General features: G+C 73.1%; 16 protein-coding genes. 1 reads left to right on the forward strand and 15 read right to left on the reverse strand.

Features of this window, described 5'->3' with window-relative positions; translation table 11 throughout:
• The first annotated feature begins 42 nt into the window (after positions 1-42).
• On the forward strand, positions 43-1,458 hold the full coding sequence (locus ACZ6CV_RS17740; RefSeq protein ID WP_469251694.1) for an AAA family ATPase: 1,416 nt from the start codon (positions 43-45) through the stop codon (positions 1,456-1,458).
• Positions 1,459-1,577: 119 nt separating this feature from the next.
• Here ACZ6CV_RS17740 and ACZ6CV_RS17745 read toward each other — a convergent pair whose 3' ends face one another.
• The 15 genes from ACZ6CV_RS17745 to ACZ6CV_RS17815 form a co-directional block, all read right to left on the reverse strand.
• A complete protein-coding gene (locus tag ACZ6CV_RS17745; protein WP_469251695.1) occupies positions 1,578-1,916 on the reverse strand; it encodes an NIPSNAP family protein in 339 nt (112 codons plus the stop codon).
• Positions 1,913-2,683, reverse strand: a complete 771-nt coding sequence (locus ACZ6CV_RS17750; RefSeq protein WP_469251696.1) for a thioesterase II family protein — start codon at positions 2,681-2,683, stop codon at positions 1,913-1,915. Before ACZ6CV_RS17750 ends, ACZ6CV_RS17745 begins: the two co-directional genes overlap by 4 nt.
• An 85-nt stretch (positions 2,684-2,768) precedes the next feature.
• Positions 2,769-4,478 (reverse strand): 2-isopropylmalate synthase, encoded by a 1,710-nt coding sequence (gene leuA, locus ACZ6CV_RS17755; RefSeq protein WP_469251697.1) that lies wholly within the window; start codon positions 4,476-4,478, stop codon positions 2,769-2,771.
• 250 nt (positions 4,479-4,728) lie between these two features.
• Positions 4,729-6,012 (reverse strand): MFS transporter, encoded by a 1,284-nt coding sequence (locus tag ACZ6CV_RS17760; protein ID WP_469251698.1) that lies wholly within the window; start codon positions 6,010-6,012, stop codon positions 4,729-4,731.
• The gene (locus ACZ6CV_RS17765) at positions 6,009-7,319 is read right to left on the reverse strand and encodes a condensation domain-containing protein (protein WP_469251699.1); all 1,311 of its coding nucleotides are present in this window, start codon (positions 7,317-7,319) and stop codon (positions 6,009-6,011) included. The genes ACZ6CV_RS17760 and ACZ6CV_RS17765 overlap by 4 nt, the downstream gene beginning before the upstream one ends.
• On the reverse strand, positions 7,309-9,096 hold the full coding sequence (locus tag ACZ6CV_RS17770; RefSeq protein WP_469251700.1) for an amino acid adenylation domain-containing protein: 1,788 nt from the start codon (positions 9,094-9,096) through the stop codon (positions 7,309-7,311). Before ACZ6CV_RS17770 ends, ACZ6CV_RS17765 begins: the two co-directional genes overlap by 11 nt.
• Positions 9,093-9,947, reverse strand: a complete 855-nt coding sequence (locus ACZ6CV_RS17775) for an O-methyltransferase (protein ID WP_469251701.1) — start codon at positions 9,945-9,947, stop codon at positions 9,093-9,095. Before ACZ6CV_RS17775 ends, ACZ6CV_RS17770 begins: the two co-directional genes overlap by 4 nt.
• Positions 9,940-11,028 (reverse strand): MupA/Atu3671 family FMN-dependent luciferase-like monooxygenase, encoded by a 1,089-nt coding sequence (locus tag ACZ6CV_RS17780; protein ID WP_469251702.1) that lies wholly within the window; start codon positions 11,026-11,028, stop codon positions 9,940-9,942. Before ACZ6CV_RS17780 ends, ACZ6CV_RS17775 begins: the two co-directional genes overlap by 8 nt.
• Positions 11,012-12,502, reverse strand: a complete 1,491-nt coding sequence (locus ACZ6CV_RS17785) for an AMP-binding protein (RefSeq protein ID WP_469251703.1) — start codon at positions 12,500-12,502, stop codon at positions 11,012-11,014. Before ACZ6CV_RS17785 ends, ACZ6CV_RS17780 begins: the two co-directional genes overlap by 17 nt.
• On the reverse strand, positions 12,499-12,738 hold the full coding sequence (locus tag ACZ6CV_RS17790) for an acyl carrier protein (RefSeq protein WP_355807629.1): 240 nt from the start codon (positions 12,736-12,738) through the stop codon (positions 12,499-12,501). Before ACZ6CV_RS17790 ends, ACZ6CV_RS17785 begins: the two co-directional genes overlap by 4 nt.
• Position 12,739: 1 nt before the next feature.
• Complete coding sequence (locus ACZ6CV_RS17795) at positions 12,740-14,146, reverse strand: condensation domain-containing protein (protein WP_469251704.1); 1,407 nt, start codon at positions 14,144-14,146, stop codon at positions 12,740-12,742.
• Entirely contained in the window at positions 14,143-15,552 is a 1,410-nt protein-coding gene (locus ACZ6CV_RS17800; protein WP_469251705.1) for an acyltransferase domain-containing protein, read from the reverse strand. The genes ACZ6CV_RS17795 and ACZ6CV_RS17800 overlap by 4 nt, the downstream gene beginning before the upstream one ends.
• Complete coding sequence (locus ACZ6CV_RS17805; RefSeq protein WP_469251706.1) at positions 15,549-16,754, reverse strand: class-II aminoacyl-tRNA synthetase family protein; 1,206 nt, start codon at positions 16,752-16,754, stop codon at positions 15,549-15,551. The genes ACZ6CV_RS17800 and ACZ6CV_RS17805 overlap by 4 nt, the downstream gene beginning before the upstream one ends.
• Positions 16,751-17,989: an acyl-CoA dehydrogenase family protein gene (locus ACZ6CV_RS17810; protein ID WP_469251707.1), complete on the reverse strand. Its 1,239-nt coding sequence runs from the start codon at positions 17,987-17,989 to the stop codon at positions 16,751-16,753. Before ACZ6CV_RS17810 ends, ACZ6CV_RS17805 begins: the two co-directional genes overlap by 4 nt.
• Positions 17,986-18,255 carry a phosphopantetheine-binding protein gene (locus ACZ6CV_RS17815; RefSeq protein ID WP_362372687.1) on the reverse strand — a complete coding sequence of 90 codons (270 nt, stop codon included), beginning with the start codon at positions 18,253-18,255 and terminating at the stop codon, positions 17,986-17,988. Before ACZ6CV_RS17815 ends, ACZ6CV_RS17810 begins: the two co-directional genes overlap by 4 nt.

The following is an 18,255-nucleotide window of genomic DNA, read 5'->3' on the forward strand; positions in this document are numbered from 1 at the left end:
CGCCTCGCAGACAGAGGCAAAGACGTCGCCTTTCGGGGGAAAATGCGACGGAGTGCGCATTCGCGATGGTTTTGCCTTCAATGGCAAGGGACACACCAGCGAGGACCTTTGAATTCGTCACAGAACCACGACGAGTGCACGAGAGCGGTGGACCAGCAGGCGTCGCCGAGTCTCGGGTCTGTACTCAAAGCAGCACGCAGGCGCATCGGCGTCACCCAGAGTCAGCTCGCCGACCTGTCGTCCGTGAGCGTCCGGGCGATTCGCGATCTCGAACTCGATCTCACCCAGAACCCGCGCCGGGAGACCCTCAGGCTGCTGCTCGACGGCCTGCGGCTGACCGGCGCCCAGCGGGCCAGAGTCGAGGAAGCGGCCGCGGGGCCGTTCCCTCGCGGGATGCTGGACTCCCTGGCCCCGCCGCCCGCCGCGCTCGGACCGATCATCGGCCGCGAGCGCGACATCGAGGCCCTCACGGACCTCATCGAGCTCGGCGGACACCGGCTGATCCGTGTGGTCGGCATGGCCGGTGTCGGCAAGTCCCGGCTCATCCAGGAGGTCGCCGGGGCCATGCACGCCTCCGCCCAGATGCCGGTGGTCTGGGTCGAACCCGACGCGGGACCGGCGGGCAAGCCCGCGGATCCCGTGCGGGACCGCATCACCGCCCTGCTGGGCGGCGATCCCGAACTCGACTATCTGGCAACGGCCTTCGGCACCAACGACGTGCTGCTCGTGCTGCACGACGTGACCGTGGGCCCCGGCCCGGAGGCGGCGCTGCGCCGCCTGCTCGAACAGTGCCGGGGGCTGCACGTCCTGTGCGAGGCCCGGGAGGGCTCGCAGTGGGGCGCGGGCACCGATCATCCCGTCTTCCCGCTGGCCGTGTCGGAGCGGCCGGTCAGCATCGCGGGACGGGAGCCGGCCTCGGCCGTCAGCCCCGCCCTGCAGCTGATGCTCTCGCGCCGCAGCTCCCTGGAGCGCGAGGCGCTGGCCGACAGCCGCACCGCGGCCGCCCTGGCCGGCATCTGCCACAGCCTCGACGGCATCCCGCAGGCGATCGAGGCCGCCGCAGCCTGGCTGCTCCTGTACGAGCCGGCCCAGCTCCTGGACCTGGCGCGGCGCGACCCGTTCAAGCTCGCCACCTCGCCCGGCAACGACTCGGGCGATCTGCGGGCGGCGCTGGAGCGTTCCGTCAACGCGCTCGACCCGCGGGACGCCGACATCCTGCACCGGCTCGCCACCCAGCCGCACCCCTGGACCATGGCCCAGGCCTTCGCCTGCCTGGGGCACGTCGGGGACTCGGCGCTCAGCGCGATCCATCTGCTGTGCACCCGGGGCCTGGTGCGCCCGTCCGGCTGGGACGCCGGCGGCACCCCCAGGTTCACCGTCCTCAACCTGGTCCGCCCGCTGCTGGCCGAGCGGACCGCGCCGACGGTCCCCGCCGTGGTGGCCGCGTCCACCGCATGAACCGGAGCCCGTGTCCGGGCCTTCGCTCGTCCACCCTCACGGGCGGACGACGAGGCCGGGATACGGGCTCCTGTGGTTCTTCGGGTCTTATGACTCTCGGGGTCGAGTGCGGCAATTCCTCAGTCGACGGTCAGGCCCGCCTCCACCGGAGTCGCGTCGTCCAGCGGCCGCAGGAAGCGGCGCTCGTAGCGCTTGACGCAGCCGGTGGCGCGGGCCAGTTCGAAGGCCGCCCGGCACTCCGGGTCCTCGAAGCTGGCGTTGCGGTACACCTCGTACGCGGCGAGGCTCGGGAACGAGAAGAGCGCGTAGGCGATGTCGCTGTCCCCCTCGCTCGGCAGGAAGTAGCCGTGGTGGACGCCGCCGAGGCGGTTGACGAGCCGCACCCACCGGCGGCCGTACTCCTCGAAGTCCTCCAGCTTGTCGGTGTCGATCTCGTACTTCAGGTGCACGGTGATCACGTCTGTGCGGTCTCCTTGACCTTCTCGATGTCCTCGGCCATGTACCGGGCCAGGCTCTCCGCCTGCTCGAACAGATAGAAGTGTCCACCGGGCAGCGTGTGGAACCGTACGGGCCGGGTGCAGTACGACTGCCAGTCGTCGATCAGCTCGGGCTCGGACAGCTCGTCCTCCACCCCCATGAAGACCGACATCGGCACCGAGACGGGCGGCCCCGCCGCGTACTCATAGGTGTCCACCAGGTGCAGGTCGCCGCGCAGGATGCCGACCATCCAGTCCGCCATGTCGGGGTCGTCCAGCATCTCCTCCGGAGTGCCGCCCAGCCGCCGCATGAAGTCGAGGAGCCGCTCCGAAGGCCACAGGTCGCGCCGCTCCGAGAAGTACTCGCTGGCCAGTTGGGGCGCCGGCATCGCCGACACCCCGAACCAGACCGGCGGTTGGGCGGAGCGCTCCAGTTCACGGATGAGTTCGTATCCGATCAGGGCGCCCATGCTGTGCCCGAACACCGCGTAGGGGCCGCTCACTTCGTCCAGGATGGCGGGCGCGAGCAGCTTGACGGCCTCCGCCGCGTCCTGGCAGTGCGTCTGGTCGGAGGCCGTGCCGCGGGCGGGCAGGTCGACGGCGCGCAGCCGCCAGCCGGGCGGGAAGGCCCGGGCCAGCGGCATGAAGCCGACCGCGGAACCGCCCGCGTGATGAAGGAAGTAGCAGGTCAGTTCCTCGGCCGTCCCGTCGGACGACGACGCGGGACGCTTCCGGAGATCTCTGAACATCGTTGTCTCGCCTATCTCATGGGGCCCGTCCACGTCGACGGTGCCATGGCGGGGCGCCCCGGTCGAGACCGGGGCCCCCGCGCTGTCAGAGGGACGCCCGGTTGACCGCGGAGGCGACGGCGCGCACGGCCGCCCCGGCCTCGTCGGCGTGGCGGCCGACGCCCCAGACGCTCTCGCCGCCGATCTCGCACTCGGCGTAGACGACCACCGAGGAGTCGTCGCCGGGGGGCTGGACGCTGAGGGACCGCGCCACGACGTCCGTCCCGGCACCCCGCAGCGCCTCGGCGAACGTCTCGCCGCAGTCGGCGCGGAAGGTGCGGGCCGCTCCGTCCAGCTCCACCTCGACCACGCCGGCCGCCGCCCCGGTCACCCGCAGCCGGGCGCCCTCCGTCAGGAACTCCCGGGTGAACAGCTCCCACACCTGCGCGGACCCGACCTCGGCGGCGCTGGCCTCGCTGTAGCTCTGGACCAGGCGGGAGAACTCCACCTGGAGGCGGCGCGGCAGGTCGAAGCCGCGCTCCGTCTTGAGCAGGTACGCGACTCCGCCCTTGCCCGACTGGCTGTTGACGCGGATGATCGCCTCGTAGGAGCGTCCCGCGTCCTTCGGGTCGATCGGCAGGTAGGGAACGCCCCACGGGACCTCGCCGACGGGCGTGCCGGCGCGCTGGGCCGCCTGCTCCATCCAGTCGAAGCCCTTCTTGATCGCGTCCTGGTGGGACCCGGAGAAGGCCGTGTACACCAGGTCGCCCGCGTACGGGTGGCGGGGGTGGACCGGCAGCTGGGTGCACTCCTCGGCGACCCGCCGGATCGTCTCGACGTCCGAGAAGTCGATCATCGGGTCGACGCCCTGGGAGAAGAGGTTCAGGCCGAGGGTCAGCAGGTCCACGTTGCCGGTGCGCTCGCCGTTGCCGAACAGGCAGCCCTCCACCCGGTCGGCCCCGGCCAGGAGCGCGAGTTCGGCGGCGGCCACCCCGGTGCCGCGGTCGTTGTGCGGGTGCACGGAGAGGCTGATGTGCTCGCGGCGGCTCAGGTTGCGGTCCATCCACTCGACCTGGTCGGCGAACTCGTTGGGCAGGGTGCACTCGACGGTCGCCGGCAGGTTGATGATGATCGGGCGGCCCTTGGCGGGCTGCCAGACGTCCATCACGGCCTCGCAGATCTCCAGCGCGTAGTCGGCCTCGGTCGCGGTGAACGACTCCGGCGAGTACTCGAACAGGAGCTCTCCGCCGACGTGTTGCTGGGCGAGCTTGGTGATGAGCCGGACCGCCTGCACCGTCAGGTCGAGGATCCCCTCGCGGTCCGCGCCGAACACCACCTCGCGCTGCAGCGGCGAGACCGAGTTGTACAGGTGGACGATGGCGCGCGGGGCGCCCCGTACCGACTCGAAGGTGCGCTCGATCAGTTCGGTCCGTGCCTGCACGATGACCTGGATCGTCACGTCGTGCGGGATGAGGTCCTGCTCGATCAGCTCGCGCACGAAGTCGAAGTCGACCTGGCTCGCCGACGGGAAGCCGACCTCGATCTCCTTGTAGCCCATGGCGACGAGCTGCCGGAACAGCCGGTGCTTGCGCGCCAGGTCCATGGGCTCGGGCAGAGCCTGGTTGCCGTCGCGGAGGTCCACCGAGCACCACAGGGGCGCCGTGCGGAGCTTGCGCGTCGGCCACCGGCGGTCCGGCAGGTCCGGGGCGCCGAAGGGCTTGTAGCGGTGCACCGGCATGCCGCTGGGCTGCTGCACGGTGCCGGTCAGGGAGGTGGCGGCCTCGGTGGCGGGCCGTCCTGCAAGTGTGCTTGACATTGTCGGTCCTCTGCCCGAATCGGAAAGAAATGTCTGTGCATTGAGGGGTGTCGCCCGGGATGCCGGCCTGGGGCGCGTCGCGGGCGCCCGGCCTGGTGTGTGTCGCGAGTTGCTCGCCATGCACGACGAAGCTCGACCTTAAAAGGGCCGGGGCCCGGGGATCGGCAGCACCAGGGGCGACCGGGCGGCGACTTCCCCGCCGGGGCCGCCGGTCGGGCCCCGCGGCGGGCCTCGGGCATGTCCTCGGGCATCAGGAGACGGCGGCCGCGGTGTGGTCCGGCGGCACGTCGCGCAGGCGGCGCAGCGGCGAGAAGAGTACCCAGAGGCCGCCGAGGCTCGCGCCGACGACGCCGACCCACAGCGTGGGGCGCAGCCCGATCCAGGTGGCGAGCGCGCCTCCGACGAGCGCGCCCAGCGGGATGGTCCCCCAGACGATCCACCGCACCGCGGCGTTCATCCGGCCGAGCAGCTCCGGCGGACAAAGCTGCTGCCGGTAGGTGACCTGCGCGGTGTTGTACACGATGGCGCCGAAGGTGAAGGCGAACCAGCCGATCCCGAAGAAGACGACCCGCCAGCCGTTGTACGCCAGCGGGACGAGGTAGGAGGGGACGCCGCAGGCGAGCGGCGCCAGCCAGATGATCCGGGCGGAGCCGACCCGCCGGGCGAGGCGGCCCGCGAGCAGTCCGCCCAGGACGCCGCCGACGGGTCCGAGGGCGAGCAGCAGACCGGCCTGGCTGGAGGAGAGCCCCAGTTCGCGGACGAGGAAGGGGATCTCCATCGCCGACGCCATGTGGGAGAAGAGGTTCACCGTGGCGGTGCAGGCGACGATGCGGCGCAGCACGGGGTGCCGGACCACGAAGCCGAGGCCTTCGCTCATCTGCTCGCGGAAGGTCGTCCGCGGCCCGTCCGGGCGGGCCGGCTTCGGCTCCGGGGTCCTGATCAGGAACAGCGAGACGGCGGACACGAGGAACGACATCGCGTCGGCGACCAGCGCCCTGGCCCCGCCGATGGCCGCGACGAGCACGCCCGCCACCGTGGGCCCGAGCGTGGCGGCGGCCGAACTGGTGGTGCCCAGCTTGCCGTTGGCGTCGATCAGCTGTTCCTTGGCGACGAGAGCCGGCACATAGCTCTGGTACGCGACATCGAAGAACACCGTCAGGGAGCCCGTGACGAGCGCCACCGCACACAGGTGCGTCAGCGTGAGCGTGTCCAGGTACCAGGCCACCGGCACCGTCGCGATGACCGCCGCGCGCACCAGGTCGCACCACATCATCAGCCGGTGCCTGGCGACCCGGTCGACCACGACGCCCGCCGGCAGCGCGACGAGCAGGAAGGCCAGCGTGCCGAGCGCGGTGAGCAGGCCGACCTCGAAGTTGGAGGCGTCAAGGGCGGTGATGGCGAGGAACGGCAGCACGAACGGCGTGATCATCGAGCCGACTTCGCTGACCGTCTGGCCGCTCCACAGCAGCATGAAGTCGCGGTGGCGCAGCAGGGAGGGGCGTGCGGTCTCGGCGGCGGGTTCGGCCTCGGTCACGGCATCAGTCCGATGGGTCGTAGGGGCTCGGCGACGGCGGCGGCGAGCAGGGTGGTGTACCGCGCGGCGAGCCGCCGCGCGGTGGTCTCCTCGAAGAGGTCCGCGCTGTACTCCAGGCGTCCCCGGCAGTCCGCGCCGTCCTGGACGAGCGAGAGGGACAGGTCGACCTTGGCGGTCCGGGTGTCGCCGAACTCCCTGGTCACCCGGCAGCCTTCGAGCCGCAGTCCGGGCGCCGCCACCCGCTGGAGGCTGAACATCAGCTGGAACAGCGGATTGGCGCCGGGGTCCCGCGCCGGGTTCAGCTCCTCCACCAGGAGTTCGAACGGCATCGCCTGGTGGGCCAGGGCCGCCCGGCTCTCGTCGCGGGCCCGCAGCACCAGGTCGCGGAAGCTCATCCGGTCCGGCACGTCGAACCGCTGCACGACCGTGTTGCCGTACATGCCGATCAGCGCGAACTGGCTCTCCCGGGTCCGCAGCGCCACGGGCGCGCCCACGACGACCTCCGGGGTGCCGCTCTCCTCCCGTACCAGCGCGACGAACGCGGCCAGCATCACGACGTACGGCGTGGTGCCGCAGGCCCGCGCCAGCCGCCCCGCACCGGCGACGGTTTCGGACCCGAGCGTGACCGGCACATGGCCGCCCTCGAAGCTCCACACCGCGGGGCGCGGATGGTCGGAGGGGATGCTCGCCAGCGGCGGTACGCCGGCGAGGTGCTTGGTCCAGTGCTCCCGCGCCCGGTCCAGGGCGGCCCCCGCGACCTGGTCCGCCTGCCACCGGGCGAAGTCCGCGTACTGCTCGGTCAGCTCGGGCGGTTCGGGGACGCGGCCCGCCGCGAACGCCCCGTACAGGAGCGAGAGTTCGCCCTCCAGGACGGTGAGCGACCAGCCGTCGCACGCGATGTGGTGGAGCGTCAGGCAGAGCAGGTGCCGGTCGGGCGCGACGGTGAGGAGCAGCGGCCGCAGCACCTCACCGGCCGCCAGGTCGAAGGGCCGCCGCGCCTCGGCGGCGGCGAGCCGCTCCGCCTCGGCCGCCGGGTCCTCGTGCCCGGTCAGGTCGGCGTGCGGCAGGCGGACCGGCTCCGCGGGCCCGATGACCTGGCGCACGACGCCGCGGGACATCCGGTAGCCGGTCCGCAGCACCTCGTGCCGCCGGACCAGCTCGGTCAGGGCCGCTTCGAGGGCCGGGGCGTCCGGCTCCCCGTCGATCCGGTGGACGACGGGGACGGAGTAGGCCGGGCTGTCCGGGTGGAGCCGGTCGATGATCCACAGCCGCTTCTGCGCGTACGAGACCGGAGGGTCACCGGTCACGGGACACCTCGGCCGGCGCCGCGCCGGACAGCCCGGCGGACACCTCGGCCGCGAGCCGCTCGATCGTCGGGTCGTAGACGTACGCGCCCAGCTCCACCTGCACCCCGAAGCGGGCGTTGACCCGGGACAGCAGCCGCATCGCGAGCAGGGAGTGGCCGCCGAGCGCGAAGAAGTCGTCGGTGACGCCGACCGAGGGCAGCCCGATCAGCTCGGCGGCGATCGCCGCGAGCTCCCGCTCCAGGTCGGTGCGGGGGGCCACCGCGCCCGTGTCCTCGCCGTCCACCGGCACCGGCGGCAGCGCGGCCCGGTCCACCTTGCCGGTCGTCGTCAGCGGCAGCGCGGGCAACACCGCGAAGGCGGACGGGATCATCCACTCCGGCAGCGTCGCGGCCAGGAACTCCCGCAGGCCGGTGGGCGTCCGGCCGGGCTCGGCGGGGGACACATGGGCCACCAGCCGCGCCTCGCCCGAGGAGCGGTCGGCGACCACGGCGACCTCGCGGACCTCCGGGTGCCGGCCGAGGACCGCCTCCACCTCGCCCGGCTCGACCCGGAAGCCGCGGATCTTCACCTGGTCGTCGATCCGCCCCAGGTAGTCGAGCCGCCCGTCCGGCAGGACCCGTACCAGGTCCCCCGTGCGGTACATCCGGGCGCCGGGCTCCTTCGCGTACGGGTCCGGCAGGAAGCGCTCCTCGGTCAGGTCGGGCCGTCCCGCGTACCCCTGGGCCACACCCGGGCCGCCGATGTACAGCTCGCCCGTCTCCCCGGCGGCGACCGGCTCCCGGTCCTCGCCGAGCACATAGCAGTCGGTGTTCGCGATGGGCAGGCCGATCGGCACCGAGCGGGCGTCCTCGGGCAGCTCGGTCAGCTCGCCGCAGACCGCGTAGGTGGTGGCCTCCGCCGGACCGTAGCCGTTCACCAGGCGGGCGGGGCGTACGGCGGGGTCCGCGGCGAGCAGGCGGCGCACGGCCGCGACGCTCAGCGCGTCGCCGCCGACCATCAGCGTGTGCAGTCCGGCGAAGGTGTCCGGCCGGTCCGCCATCACGGTGGTGAAGAGCGCGGAGGTCAGGAACATGGTGGTGATCCGGTGCTCCGCGAGCGCCGCGGCCAGCGCGACCGGCGAGAGGACCGTCGCGGTGGGGATCACGACGACCGTGCCGCCGTTCAGGAGCGCCCCCCACACCTCGAAGGTGAAGACGTCGAAGGAGGAGTTGGACACCTGGGCGATGCGCTGGTGGGGGCCGAACTCCAGGTAGTCGGTGTCGCGGACCAGCCGCAGCACCGAGCGGTGCTCGATGACGACGCCCTTGGGGCGGCCGGTGGATCCCGAGGTGAACAGGATGAACGCGGGGTCGCGGGGCCCGGTCGCGGCCTGCGGCGGACCGGCCGGGTCCTGCCGGAGACCGGCCTCGCGCAGCTCATCGGCGGTGACCGTCACGGCCGCCTCCGCGGTCGCCAGCATGTACTCCTTGCGCTCCGCCGGGTACTCCGGGTTGATCGGCACATAGGCGCCGCCCGCCTTGATGATGGCGAGCACCGCGGTGACCAGCTCGTGGCCCCGCTCCAGGAGCACGCCCACCCGGGACCCCTCCCGCACGCCCCGCTCGCGCAGCAGCCCGGCGAGCCGGTCGGAGCGGGCGTCGAGTTCCGCGTACGAGAGGGTGTGGGCGCCGTCCACGACGGCGGGCGCGTCCGGTCCCGCCTTGACCTGGGCCGCGAAGACCGCGGGTATGGACGTGTCGGCCGGGTAGGGGGTCACGGCCCCGCGCAGGATGCTCACTTGCTCTTCTCCAGTTCGCTGTCGAGGGACTCGGCGTGGGTGGTGGCGCGTTCGCGCAGCTCGTCGTCGTACCGGATGCGGCCGCCCGGACCGGCGAGGCGGGGCGCGGCGACGGCGGCCCTGCGGATCATCGTGACGCTGTTCTGCCGGAGTTTGTGCGACTCCAGGAGGTTCAGGACCTCCAGCTCGCCGGGCCTGGCCCGCTGCAGTCCGGCCAGATAGCGCAGGATCGCCTCGCCCTCCGGATACGTCATCAGGTAGTGCAGGACCACCACACCGCCGGCCGGGTTGATCCGGTCGAGGAAGTGGTCCAGGAAGTACAGGCAGTCCCACGCGTCGACCCAGGCGAAGTCGATCGGCTCGAAGTCCTCGGGCAGCGCGGCGTCGGCCTCGCGCAGCGGCGCGTCCACGAAGGTGACCGCTCCGGTGAGCCCCAGTTCGTCGAGGACGCCCTCGACCTGCCCGGCCGAGGACTCCGGGATCGACCGGTCGTCCACGGCCACGAACCGCGGCCGGTAGGGCTCCAGGTACGACGCGGGGGCGGCGAGCGCGGGCTCGGCGCGCAGCCAGTCGTCGTCCAGCGGGGTCCCGGCGCGCAGATACGGGCGGGTCTTGGCGGCGAGCTGCCGGGACTCCTCGGCGGCCTGCTCCTGGGCCTCGGCCAGGGCGGCCGCGAGGAACGGGGTGGTGTAGCCGGAGCCGACCTCCAGGACCCGGCGGGGCCGCGTCATCCGGATCAGCCCGGCCAGGAAGGGGGCGACGGCCTCGGTGCCCATGCCGGGCACCCGCAGGCGGGCGACGGCCCGCGCGAAGGCGGGGCTGTCGAGGGTCGTGCCGGTCCGCTCAGCCATGGGGGTGCTCCGCTGCGTTCAGGTCGGCGATCCGTTCCAGGCCCTTCATGACGGTCTCGGGCGGCAGCCCGAAGTCGATCAGGCAGGCGATCTCGTCCACGCCGATCCCGCGCAGCCGCTCCACCGCGCGCGCCGCGGTGGTCGGCGAGCCCAGCAGCCCGCAGTCGTCGACGTAGCGGTCGAAGGAGCGCTGCACGATGAACTCCACGTCGGCCTCGTGCAGTTTGGCGGGGTCGATGCGGCGCCTGCCGTCGAACCCCGAGCCGAGGAGCAGTCCGAGCGAGCCGTGCAGATAGCGCAGCAGCGGTTCGCGCACCAGCTCCCGTACGTGGTCCGCGTCGTCGTCCAGATAGGTGTGCACCATCAGGACCACGTGCCGGCCGCCCGCCGCGCGGTACTCGGCGATCTTGTGCGCGAGGTCGTCCAGGTCCTGGCCGAGGAGATGGGTCAGGACGCCCGCGCCCATGGCACCGGCGGCCCGGAAGGTCTCCACGCTGCCCGAGCTGGTGATCCAGGTCGGCAGTTCCGGCTGGACGGGCCGGGGGTGGACGGACACCTCGCGCTCGGTGCCCGCCCCGTCCGGGAAGGCGAGCGACGCGCCCCGCCAGAGCTCCTGGACCTGGCGCACCTGGTCGGCCATCAGCCGGCGGCGGTCGGCGTACGCCTCCGGGCGCAGCGCGAAGTCGGCGGCGTGCCAGCCGGACGCGAAGGAGATCCCGACGCGGCCGCCGGAGAGGTTGTCGACGACGGACCACTCCTCGGCGATGCGCAGCGGGTGGTGCAGGGGCGCCACGACGCTGCCCGCCCGGATCGCCACGCGCTCGGTGACGGCGGCGACGGCCGCCCCGGTGACGGCCGGGTTCGGGTACAGGCCGCCGAAGGGGTGGAAGTGCCGCTCCGGCGTCCATACGGCGGCGAGGCCGTGCGTGTCCGCGAACCGGGCGCCGTCGAGCAGGAGTTGGTACCGGGGTCCGGCGAACTCCTCGCTGTCGCTGGCGAAGTAGAAGAGGCTGAAGTCCATGCCGGGCCGTTGCGCGGCCGGGGTACGGGCCGGGGCGGGGGGTTCAGGCGAGTGCGCCATCGTTGACCTCACTGACGATGCGGCGGAGCGCGCCGCGGTCCACCTTGCCGTTGGCGTTGCGGGGCAGGGAGTCGAGATGTTCGAAGCGGCGCGGCACCAGGTGGAGCGGCAGCGTCGCGCGCAGCGCGCGGATCAGCTCCATCCGTCCGGTGCCGCGCCCGGTGTAGCAGGCCACCAGATCGGTGACGCCGTCCTGGCCGACGCCGAGCACCACGGCCTCCGTCACCGCGTCCAGGCGCCGCAGCGCGGCCTCCACCTCGCTGGGCTCGACGCGGTAGCCGCGGATCTTCACCTGGTCGTCGAGCCGGCCCCGGTGGACCAGCTGCCCGTCCTCGACCCGCACGCGGTCGCCGGTGCGGAAGTACCCGTCGGCCGTGAACCGGCCCTCGTCGTCGCGCGGGTCCAGATAGCCGTCGAACCGCTGGGGCCCGCGCACCCACAGCTCGCCCGTCTCCGGGGCGACCCGGTGTTCCAGGCCCGGGTAGATCCGGCCGATGGGGACGGTGCCGTTGGAGGTCGCCGGCCAGCGCGCGGGATCGCCGGGGAGCCGGAACTCGGCGCAGGCGACGGTGAGTTCGGTCGGGCCGTAGAGGTTGTCGAGGGTCGCGTCCGGGGCCACGGCGTGCCAGGCCCGCGCCTGGTCCAGGGTGAGCTGTTCGCCGCAGAAGACGCTGTGGCGCAGGGCCGAGGGGCGTCCCGCGGCGAGCTGCCCGAATCCCGCGCTCACCGAGACGGCCGAGGGCACCGAGAACCAGTGGGTCAGCTCCCGGCCGCTCAGGTAGTCGACCGGGGCGAACAGCTCGGTCCGTGACGGCACCACGAGCGTCGCCCCGCCGCCCCAGGTGACGAACAGGTCGTACACCGACAGGTCGAAGGTCAGCTCGAAGGTGTGCGACATGCGGCAGCCGGGGCCGACGCCGTAGCGCGCGATGTTGTGCGCCACGAACGGCAGCGCCTGCCGGTGCCGGATCGGGATGCCCTTGGGCCGGCCGGTCGTGCCGGAGGTGAAGAGCAGATACGCGGGACGGTCCGCATCCGGCGCGTACGGCGTGAGCCGCCCCTCCGGCGCCGCCGCCCGGATCCCGTCGTCGTCGAGCCGCAGGACGGGGCGCCCGCCCGCCCATTCGGTCCCGCCACGCGCGACGGCGGCCGCCTCCGCCACGACCACGTCGACGTCGGCCGCCGCGCAGATGCCCCGATTCCGCGGAGCCGGGTAGTCCGGGCCCAGGGGCACGACCGCGGCGCCGAGCCGCAGCGCCGCGAGGTAGCCCGTGTACGCGACGAGGCTGCGGGCGGCGAGCAGGCCGACGCGCTCCACCGTGCCGTGCTCGGCCGCGATCTTCTCCGCGACCGCCTCGGCGCCCCGCAGCAGCTCGCGGTAGCTCACCGCACCGCTGTCCGGGAACTCGACGGCGGGGGCGTCCGGCAGCCGTGCGGCGGTGGCCGCGACCACCTCGTACAGGCTCCGGGTCATGCGCCGCTCCGCAGGAACTCCGCCTGGCGCCGCACGGTCGGATGCTGGAAGAGGTCGGTGGCGCGCAGCTCGCCCGGCGTGAGCTCGTTCAGCTGCTCCCAGAGCAGGAGCAGCAGCAGCGAGTTGCCGCCGGCGTCGAAGAAGCCGACGTCCAGGGGTATCTCGGTCTCGTCGTAGCCCAGGGTCTCGGCCCAGGCCGTCCGCACCGGGCCGATCAGCTCGTCCGCGTCGCTCACGTCATGCCTCCTGTCGCCGGCCGGCGCCGGTCAGCGCTGAAATCCTGGTGTCCGGGGCCGCGGTCACCGCGGCGAGCAGCCCCTCGTACCGCTCGGCGGCCCGGGCGACGGTCGCGGCGTCGAAGAGGTCCCCGTCGTACTCCCAGATGAGCTCGATCGCCTGGGTCGTGGCCTGGCCCCGCTGCCCGATCGACTGCTCGGCGCGGGGGATCGCGATGATGTTGAGGTCGAACTTGGCGCTCTTGTTGCTGACGCCGGGCACGACCTCGATCTCCAGGCCCGGGATCCGCACGGCGCGCGTCGGCGAGTCGTGGAAGGCGAACAGCACCTCGCACAGCGCCTGGCGGCCCGCCACCCGGGGCGGCCGCAGCGCCGCCACCACCCGGTCGAAGGGCAGCTCCTGGTTCTCCAGGGCGCCGAAGGTCGTCCTGCGCACCCGGCCGAGCAGTTCACGGAACGTCGGGTCGCCGCGCACGTCGGCACGGAGCGCCACGGTGTTGACCAGCATGCCGAACATGCCGTCGACCTCGGGCCGGGTGCGGGCCGCCATCCCGGTGGCGACGCAGAAGTCGTCCTGCCCCGACCAGCCCGCGAGCAGCACCTCGAACGCGGCGAGCATCACCGTGAACAGCGGCACCCGCTCCCGCGCGGCGAGCGCGCGCACCGCGTCGGCCAGCTCGCCCGGCACCGTGAAGCGCGGCGCGTCACCGGTGAACCGGCGCACCGGGGTGCGGGGCCGGTCGGTGGGCAGGTCGAGGAAGTAGGGCACGCCGTCGAGCTGCTCGCGCCAGTACGCGAGCTGCTTGTCGGCGGCCGGTCCTTCCAGCCAGGACCGCTGCCAGACCGCGTAGTCGGCGAACTGGATCTCGGGTTCGGGCAGCGGCGAGGGCTCGCCCGCGGCGTACGCCTGGTAGAGCACGCACAGTTCGTCGACGAAGAGGTTGAACGCCCAGCCGTCGTGGACGAGATGGTGCTCCTGGTGCAGCAGCACGTGCCGGTCGTCGGCGGTCCGCAGCAGCCGCCAGTGCACCAGCGGCAGCCGGTCCACCGGGATCTGCTCGGCGACCGCGGCCCGGATGACATCGGCCTCGGCGGCCGCGTCGGGCCCGCGCAGGTCCTGGACCGGCAGCTCCACCTCGTACGGCGGGTGCACCACCTGGACCGGGCCGTCGGGGCTGTCGGAGAACGTCGTGCGGTAGGCCTCGTGCCGCCGCACCACCTCGGTGAGGGCGGCGGCCAGGGGCGCGGCGTCCAGCTTCCCGGTGAACACGATCTTCGCCTGGAACTGGTAGGCGAGCATGCCGGGCCGCAGCTGCTGCATGAACCAGAGCCGTTCCTGCGCGCTCGACAGCGGCAGGGGCGTGGTCCCGTCGCGCGGCACCGGACGGATCTCGGTCATGTCGTTCATGCGTGCTCCTTCGTCACTGCTGACGGGTCCTCGGCGAGCGCGGCCCAGTCGACCGCCGCACCCGCCACCCACAGCCGGCCGGTGGCGGCGAGCAGCAGCTCCCACTCCGTACGGCTCTCCAGACGGCCCGGCAGGGTCTGCACGACCGAGGTGAGGGCGTTCGACGGGCGGTCCGGGTGCCCGAGGGCGAGCCGGTTGAGCGCCTGGCCGGGGCCGAGCTCGATGAGCTGCGGGTCCGGCAGCCGCCAGATCTCGGCGAGCTCGTCCGAGAAGCGCAGCGTCCGGGAGAGCTGACCGGCCCAGAAGGCCGGGCTCGTCGCCTCCGCGTCGCGCAGCCAGGTCCCGGTCACGTTCGAGAGCAGCGGGATATGCGGCGGGGCCAGCGGCACGGCGGCGAGCAGCTCCTCCAGGGGCCCGGCCAGCGCCCGCGTCATCGCCGAGTGGTAGGCGTGCGCGGTCGCGAGCCGCTGGGAGGGCAGCCCCGCCCCGGTCAGCCGCCCGACGGCCGCGTCGACCGCGTCGGCCGGGCCGGAGAGGACCGTCTGCTGCGGGCCGTTGAGCGCGGCGAGCGACAGCGGCCCGGGGAGCAGCCCGTCCAGGGGCCCGGCCAGGTCCTCCGGTGCGGCCGCGACGGCGAGCATCGCGCCCGGCGGCAGCTCGTCGACGAGCCGTGCCCGCCCGGTGACCAGGCCGAGGGCGTGCTCGACGGGGAACACCCCGGCCAGGCACGCGGCCGTGTACTCGCCGACGCTGTAGCCGGCGAGCGCGGCGGGCGCGGCGCCGAGCGCCGTGAGGGCGCGGGCCAGGGAGTACTGGAGCGCGAACATCAGCGGTTGCGCCACGACCGTGCGGTGGATCTCCCGCGGCGCCGTGTGCCGGTCGAAGCCGTCCGCCGGAGCGGGGCTTTCGGGGAGCTCGGGTTCGGGCGGGAAGAGGACGGGGTGCAGGTCCAGGCCGTGCTCGTCCGCGAGCACCCGGAAGCAGCGGTCGAGCTCTTCCCGGAACACCGGCAGGCACCGGTACAGGCCGGCGCCGAGCCCCGGGTACTGGTCACCGACCCCGGAGAACAGGTACACCCGGGAGGCGTCACCGCCCTGTCCGCCGGTGGCCACGCGCCGGATGTCCCGCTTGCGCAGCCACCGCGCGGCGGTGCCCGGCGAGTCGGCGAGGACGGCGCGCCGTGCCGTGCCGGGCTCCGCCGGGGGCGCGGGCACCGCGGGCAGCCGCGCGAAGTCCGCGTCGTCCATCGCGTCGAGACGGTCGGCGAGGTCGTCCGTGGCCCGCTCCAGCAGCTCCGCGGTCGGCGCGCACAGCGTGAGCAGCCGCGGAGGCGCGGGGGGTGGTGTGGGCGCGGGTACTGGTGCGGATACCGGCGCTGGTTGCGGCGAGGGTTCGCGTACGGTCACGGCGCCACCGCCGCCCGTACGGATTCCGGCCAGTTCGCCGGGTCCAGACCGTGCCGGCACAGGAACGCGTAGGCGAAACGCTCCAGGCCGAACCCGGCGCACCCGGTGAAGACCGGCTCGCCCGTCTCCCCGGCGATCCCGAAGGACCGGCCGAAGAACTGCTCGTGGTAGTTGAACGAGCCCACGGAGACGTCGCGTTCGCCGTCGAGGGGCAGCCGCAGCTCGTACTTCAGCTCAAGCAGCCGCTGCGACCAGGCGCGCGCCGCGGTCGTGTCGTTGAGGAAGAACGGGTCGCCCGCCACCTCGCACCGCCCGCCCAGGCCGAGCGCGTCCACCAGCTCGTACGCCCGCTCCATGAGCCTGCCGCGCGCGTCGAGGACGAACTCCGGCGTCCCGAGGAAGACGATCTCGCGGATCGTGAAGTCCCACAGCCGCTCCAGGGAGCGCCGGTACCGGGACTCGTTGCGGAACGACTTCCCGCGCGCGGTCACCACCATCGACGGCTGCGGCAGCGGGCCGTCCGCGAACTGGTGGTAGGTGTGGAAGCACATGGTGGGCGGCAGACAGTGGTCGTGGCCGCCGCTGTGCGCGGTGAGCGCCGCCTGCAGAGAGCCGCCGGACGCGAGGTCGTCGAGGAAGCCGCGGTAGCTGTCGACGTCGCCGTGCAGCCGCGTCACGGTCATCACCATCTGCGGGAACGACTCGAAGTAGCCGGTGCGGCGCAACGCGTCGGCGGTGATCAGTGTCGGGTAGCGGAACTCCTTGGCGCCGAACTCCTCGGCGACCAGGGCGCGGAGCAGCGAGTCCAGGTGGTCCATCAGCGACAGGACCGGCTCGCCGACGCCGATCTGGCCCGCGCCCGCCTCGACGGCCGCGCCGCGCGCCACCAGCTCGTCGTACACGTCCTTGGCCGGCCCGGTGTCGGCGGCACGCCAGACCACCTTGGGCTCCAGGAAACGCTGCCCGAGCAGGTCGTTCGCGGTCACCAGGTTGAGCTTGCGGGCGAGCTCGGCCGGGTCGGCCGGGGCGCCGCCCTCGGGGCCGTCGAGTGCCACGTCCACGGCGGTGATGTCGCCGGACGCGTCCGAGCGGACCAGGGAGAAGCCGGTGATCGTGTCCGAGACGAAGTAGACGCGCTGGGCCAGTTCCTGGGCGAGTTCACCGGGCAGCGCCGGTTCCAGGGCGAGCCGGATGGTCGTCACCGCGGCTCACCCCCCGAAACCGCCCCGCCCGAAGCCGGTCCACCGGAAGCCGCTCCACCCGACACGGCCCCGCCCGACAACGCCCCGCTCACGCCGAGCAGTTCGGCGAGGATGCCGCGCTGCACGGAATTGGACCCGGCGTAGATCGGCCCGGCGAGCGCGTCGCGCAGTTCGCGCTCCAGCCCGTACTCCTCCAAATAGCCCCGGGCGCCGTGCAGTTCGACGGTGGCCCGCGCCGTCTCGACCAGGCCCTCGCTGATGAAGATCTTGGCCATGGTGGCTTCCTGGAGGGCGAGGCGGCCCTGCCGCTTCAGCCAGCCGACCCGGTAGAGCAGCATCCGGGCCAGTTCGAGACGGATCTTCATGTCCGCGATGGGGTGCGACACGGCCTGGAAGGACCCGAGCGTCCGGCCGAACTGGCGGCGGGTGTTGGCCTGCCGCACCGAGGTCTCCAGGAGCCGCTCCATGGCGCCCACGTGCGGGGCGAACATGAAGGAACGCTCCCACTCGATGGTCGAGGTGAAGACCGGGTAGCCGGCGCCCTCGTGGCCGAGCAGGTTCGCCGCCGGCACGGGCGTCCCGTCGAACTCGACGACGCCCATCGGGGTGGTCCGCAGCCCCATCTTCGGCATCTCGCGCTTCTTCACCACGCCGGGCATGTCGGCGGTGACCAGGAAGGCCGACAGCTGGTCCTGGCGGCCGGGGCCCGTGCCGGTGCGGGCGATCGTGACGTAGACGTCCGCCACCGGGCCGTTGCTGATGAAGCACTTGGTGCCGTGCAGCCGGTAGCCGTCGCCGTCGCGCTCCGCCGTGGTGGTCATGGCGAGGATGTCGGAGCCCGCCTCCGGCTCCGACAGCGCGTGCGCGCCGACCAGCGAGCCGTCGCACAGGCCGGGCAGGAAGCGGCGCTTCTGCTCGTCCGTACCGTGCAGCAGCAGGTAGATCACGCAGCCCCAGAGGTGGTTGTTCACCGCGAACACAAGGCCGTTGTCGGGGCAGGCGTAGCCCAGCGCCTCCAGCGCCATCATCGTGGTCAGCGGGTCGAACCCGCGGCCGCCGTACTCCTCGGGCACCGGCCAGCCCAGCACGCCGAACTCGGCGCACCGCCGCCAGTCCTCCCGGGGGAAGCGGGCGCCGCGGTCGGCCTCGGCCGCGTCACGGCCGAGCTCTGCCCGGGCGAACGCGATGATCTCCCGGCGCAGCCGCAGCTGCTCGGGCGTCGGCTCGACGATCACGCGCCGCCTCCGGCGAGGGCCTTCTTGCGCTCCACGAACTCCGATATCGCCGTGATGGAACGGAAGTTGGTGAAGGCGAGGTCCTCACCGGCGACGGCCAGGCCGTAGGTCCGCTCGACCCACATCACCAGCTGCACCGCGAAGAGCGAGTTCACCAGACCCGAGGCGAACAGGTCCTCGTCGTCGTCCACCTCGACGCCGTGCACGTGCTGGGCGAGGAACTCCCGGATCAGGACCTTGTCGTCCTCGGTCGTTACATCAGCCAT

The sequence above is a fragment of the Streptomyces sp. NPDC041713 genome, from assembly GCF_055591085.1.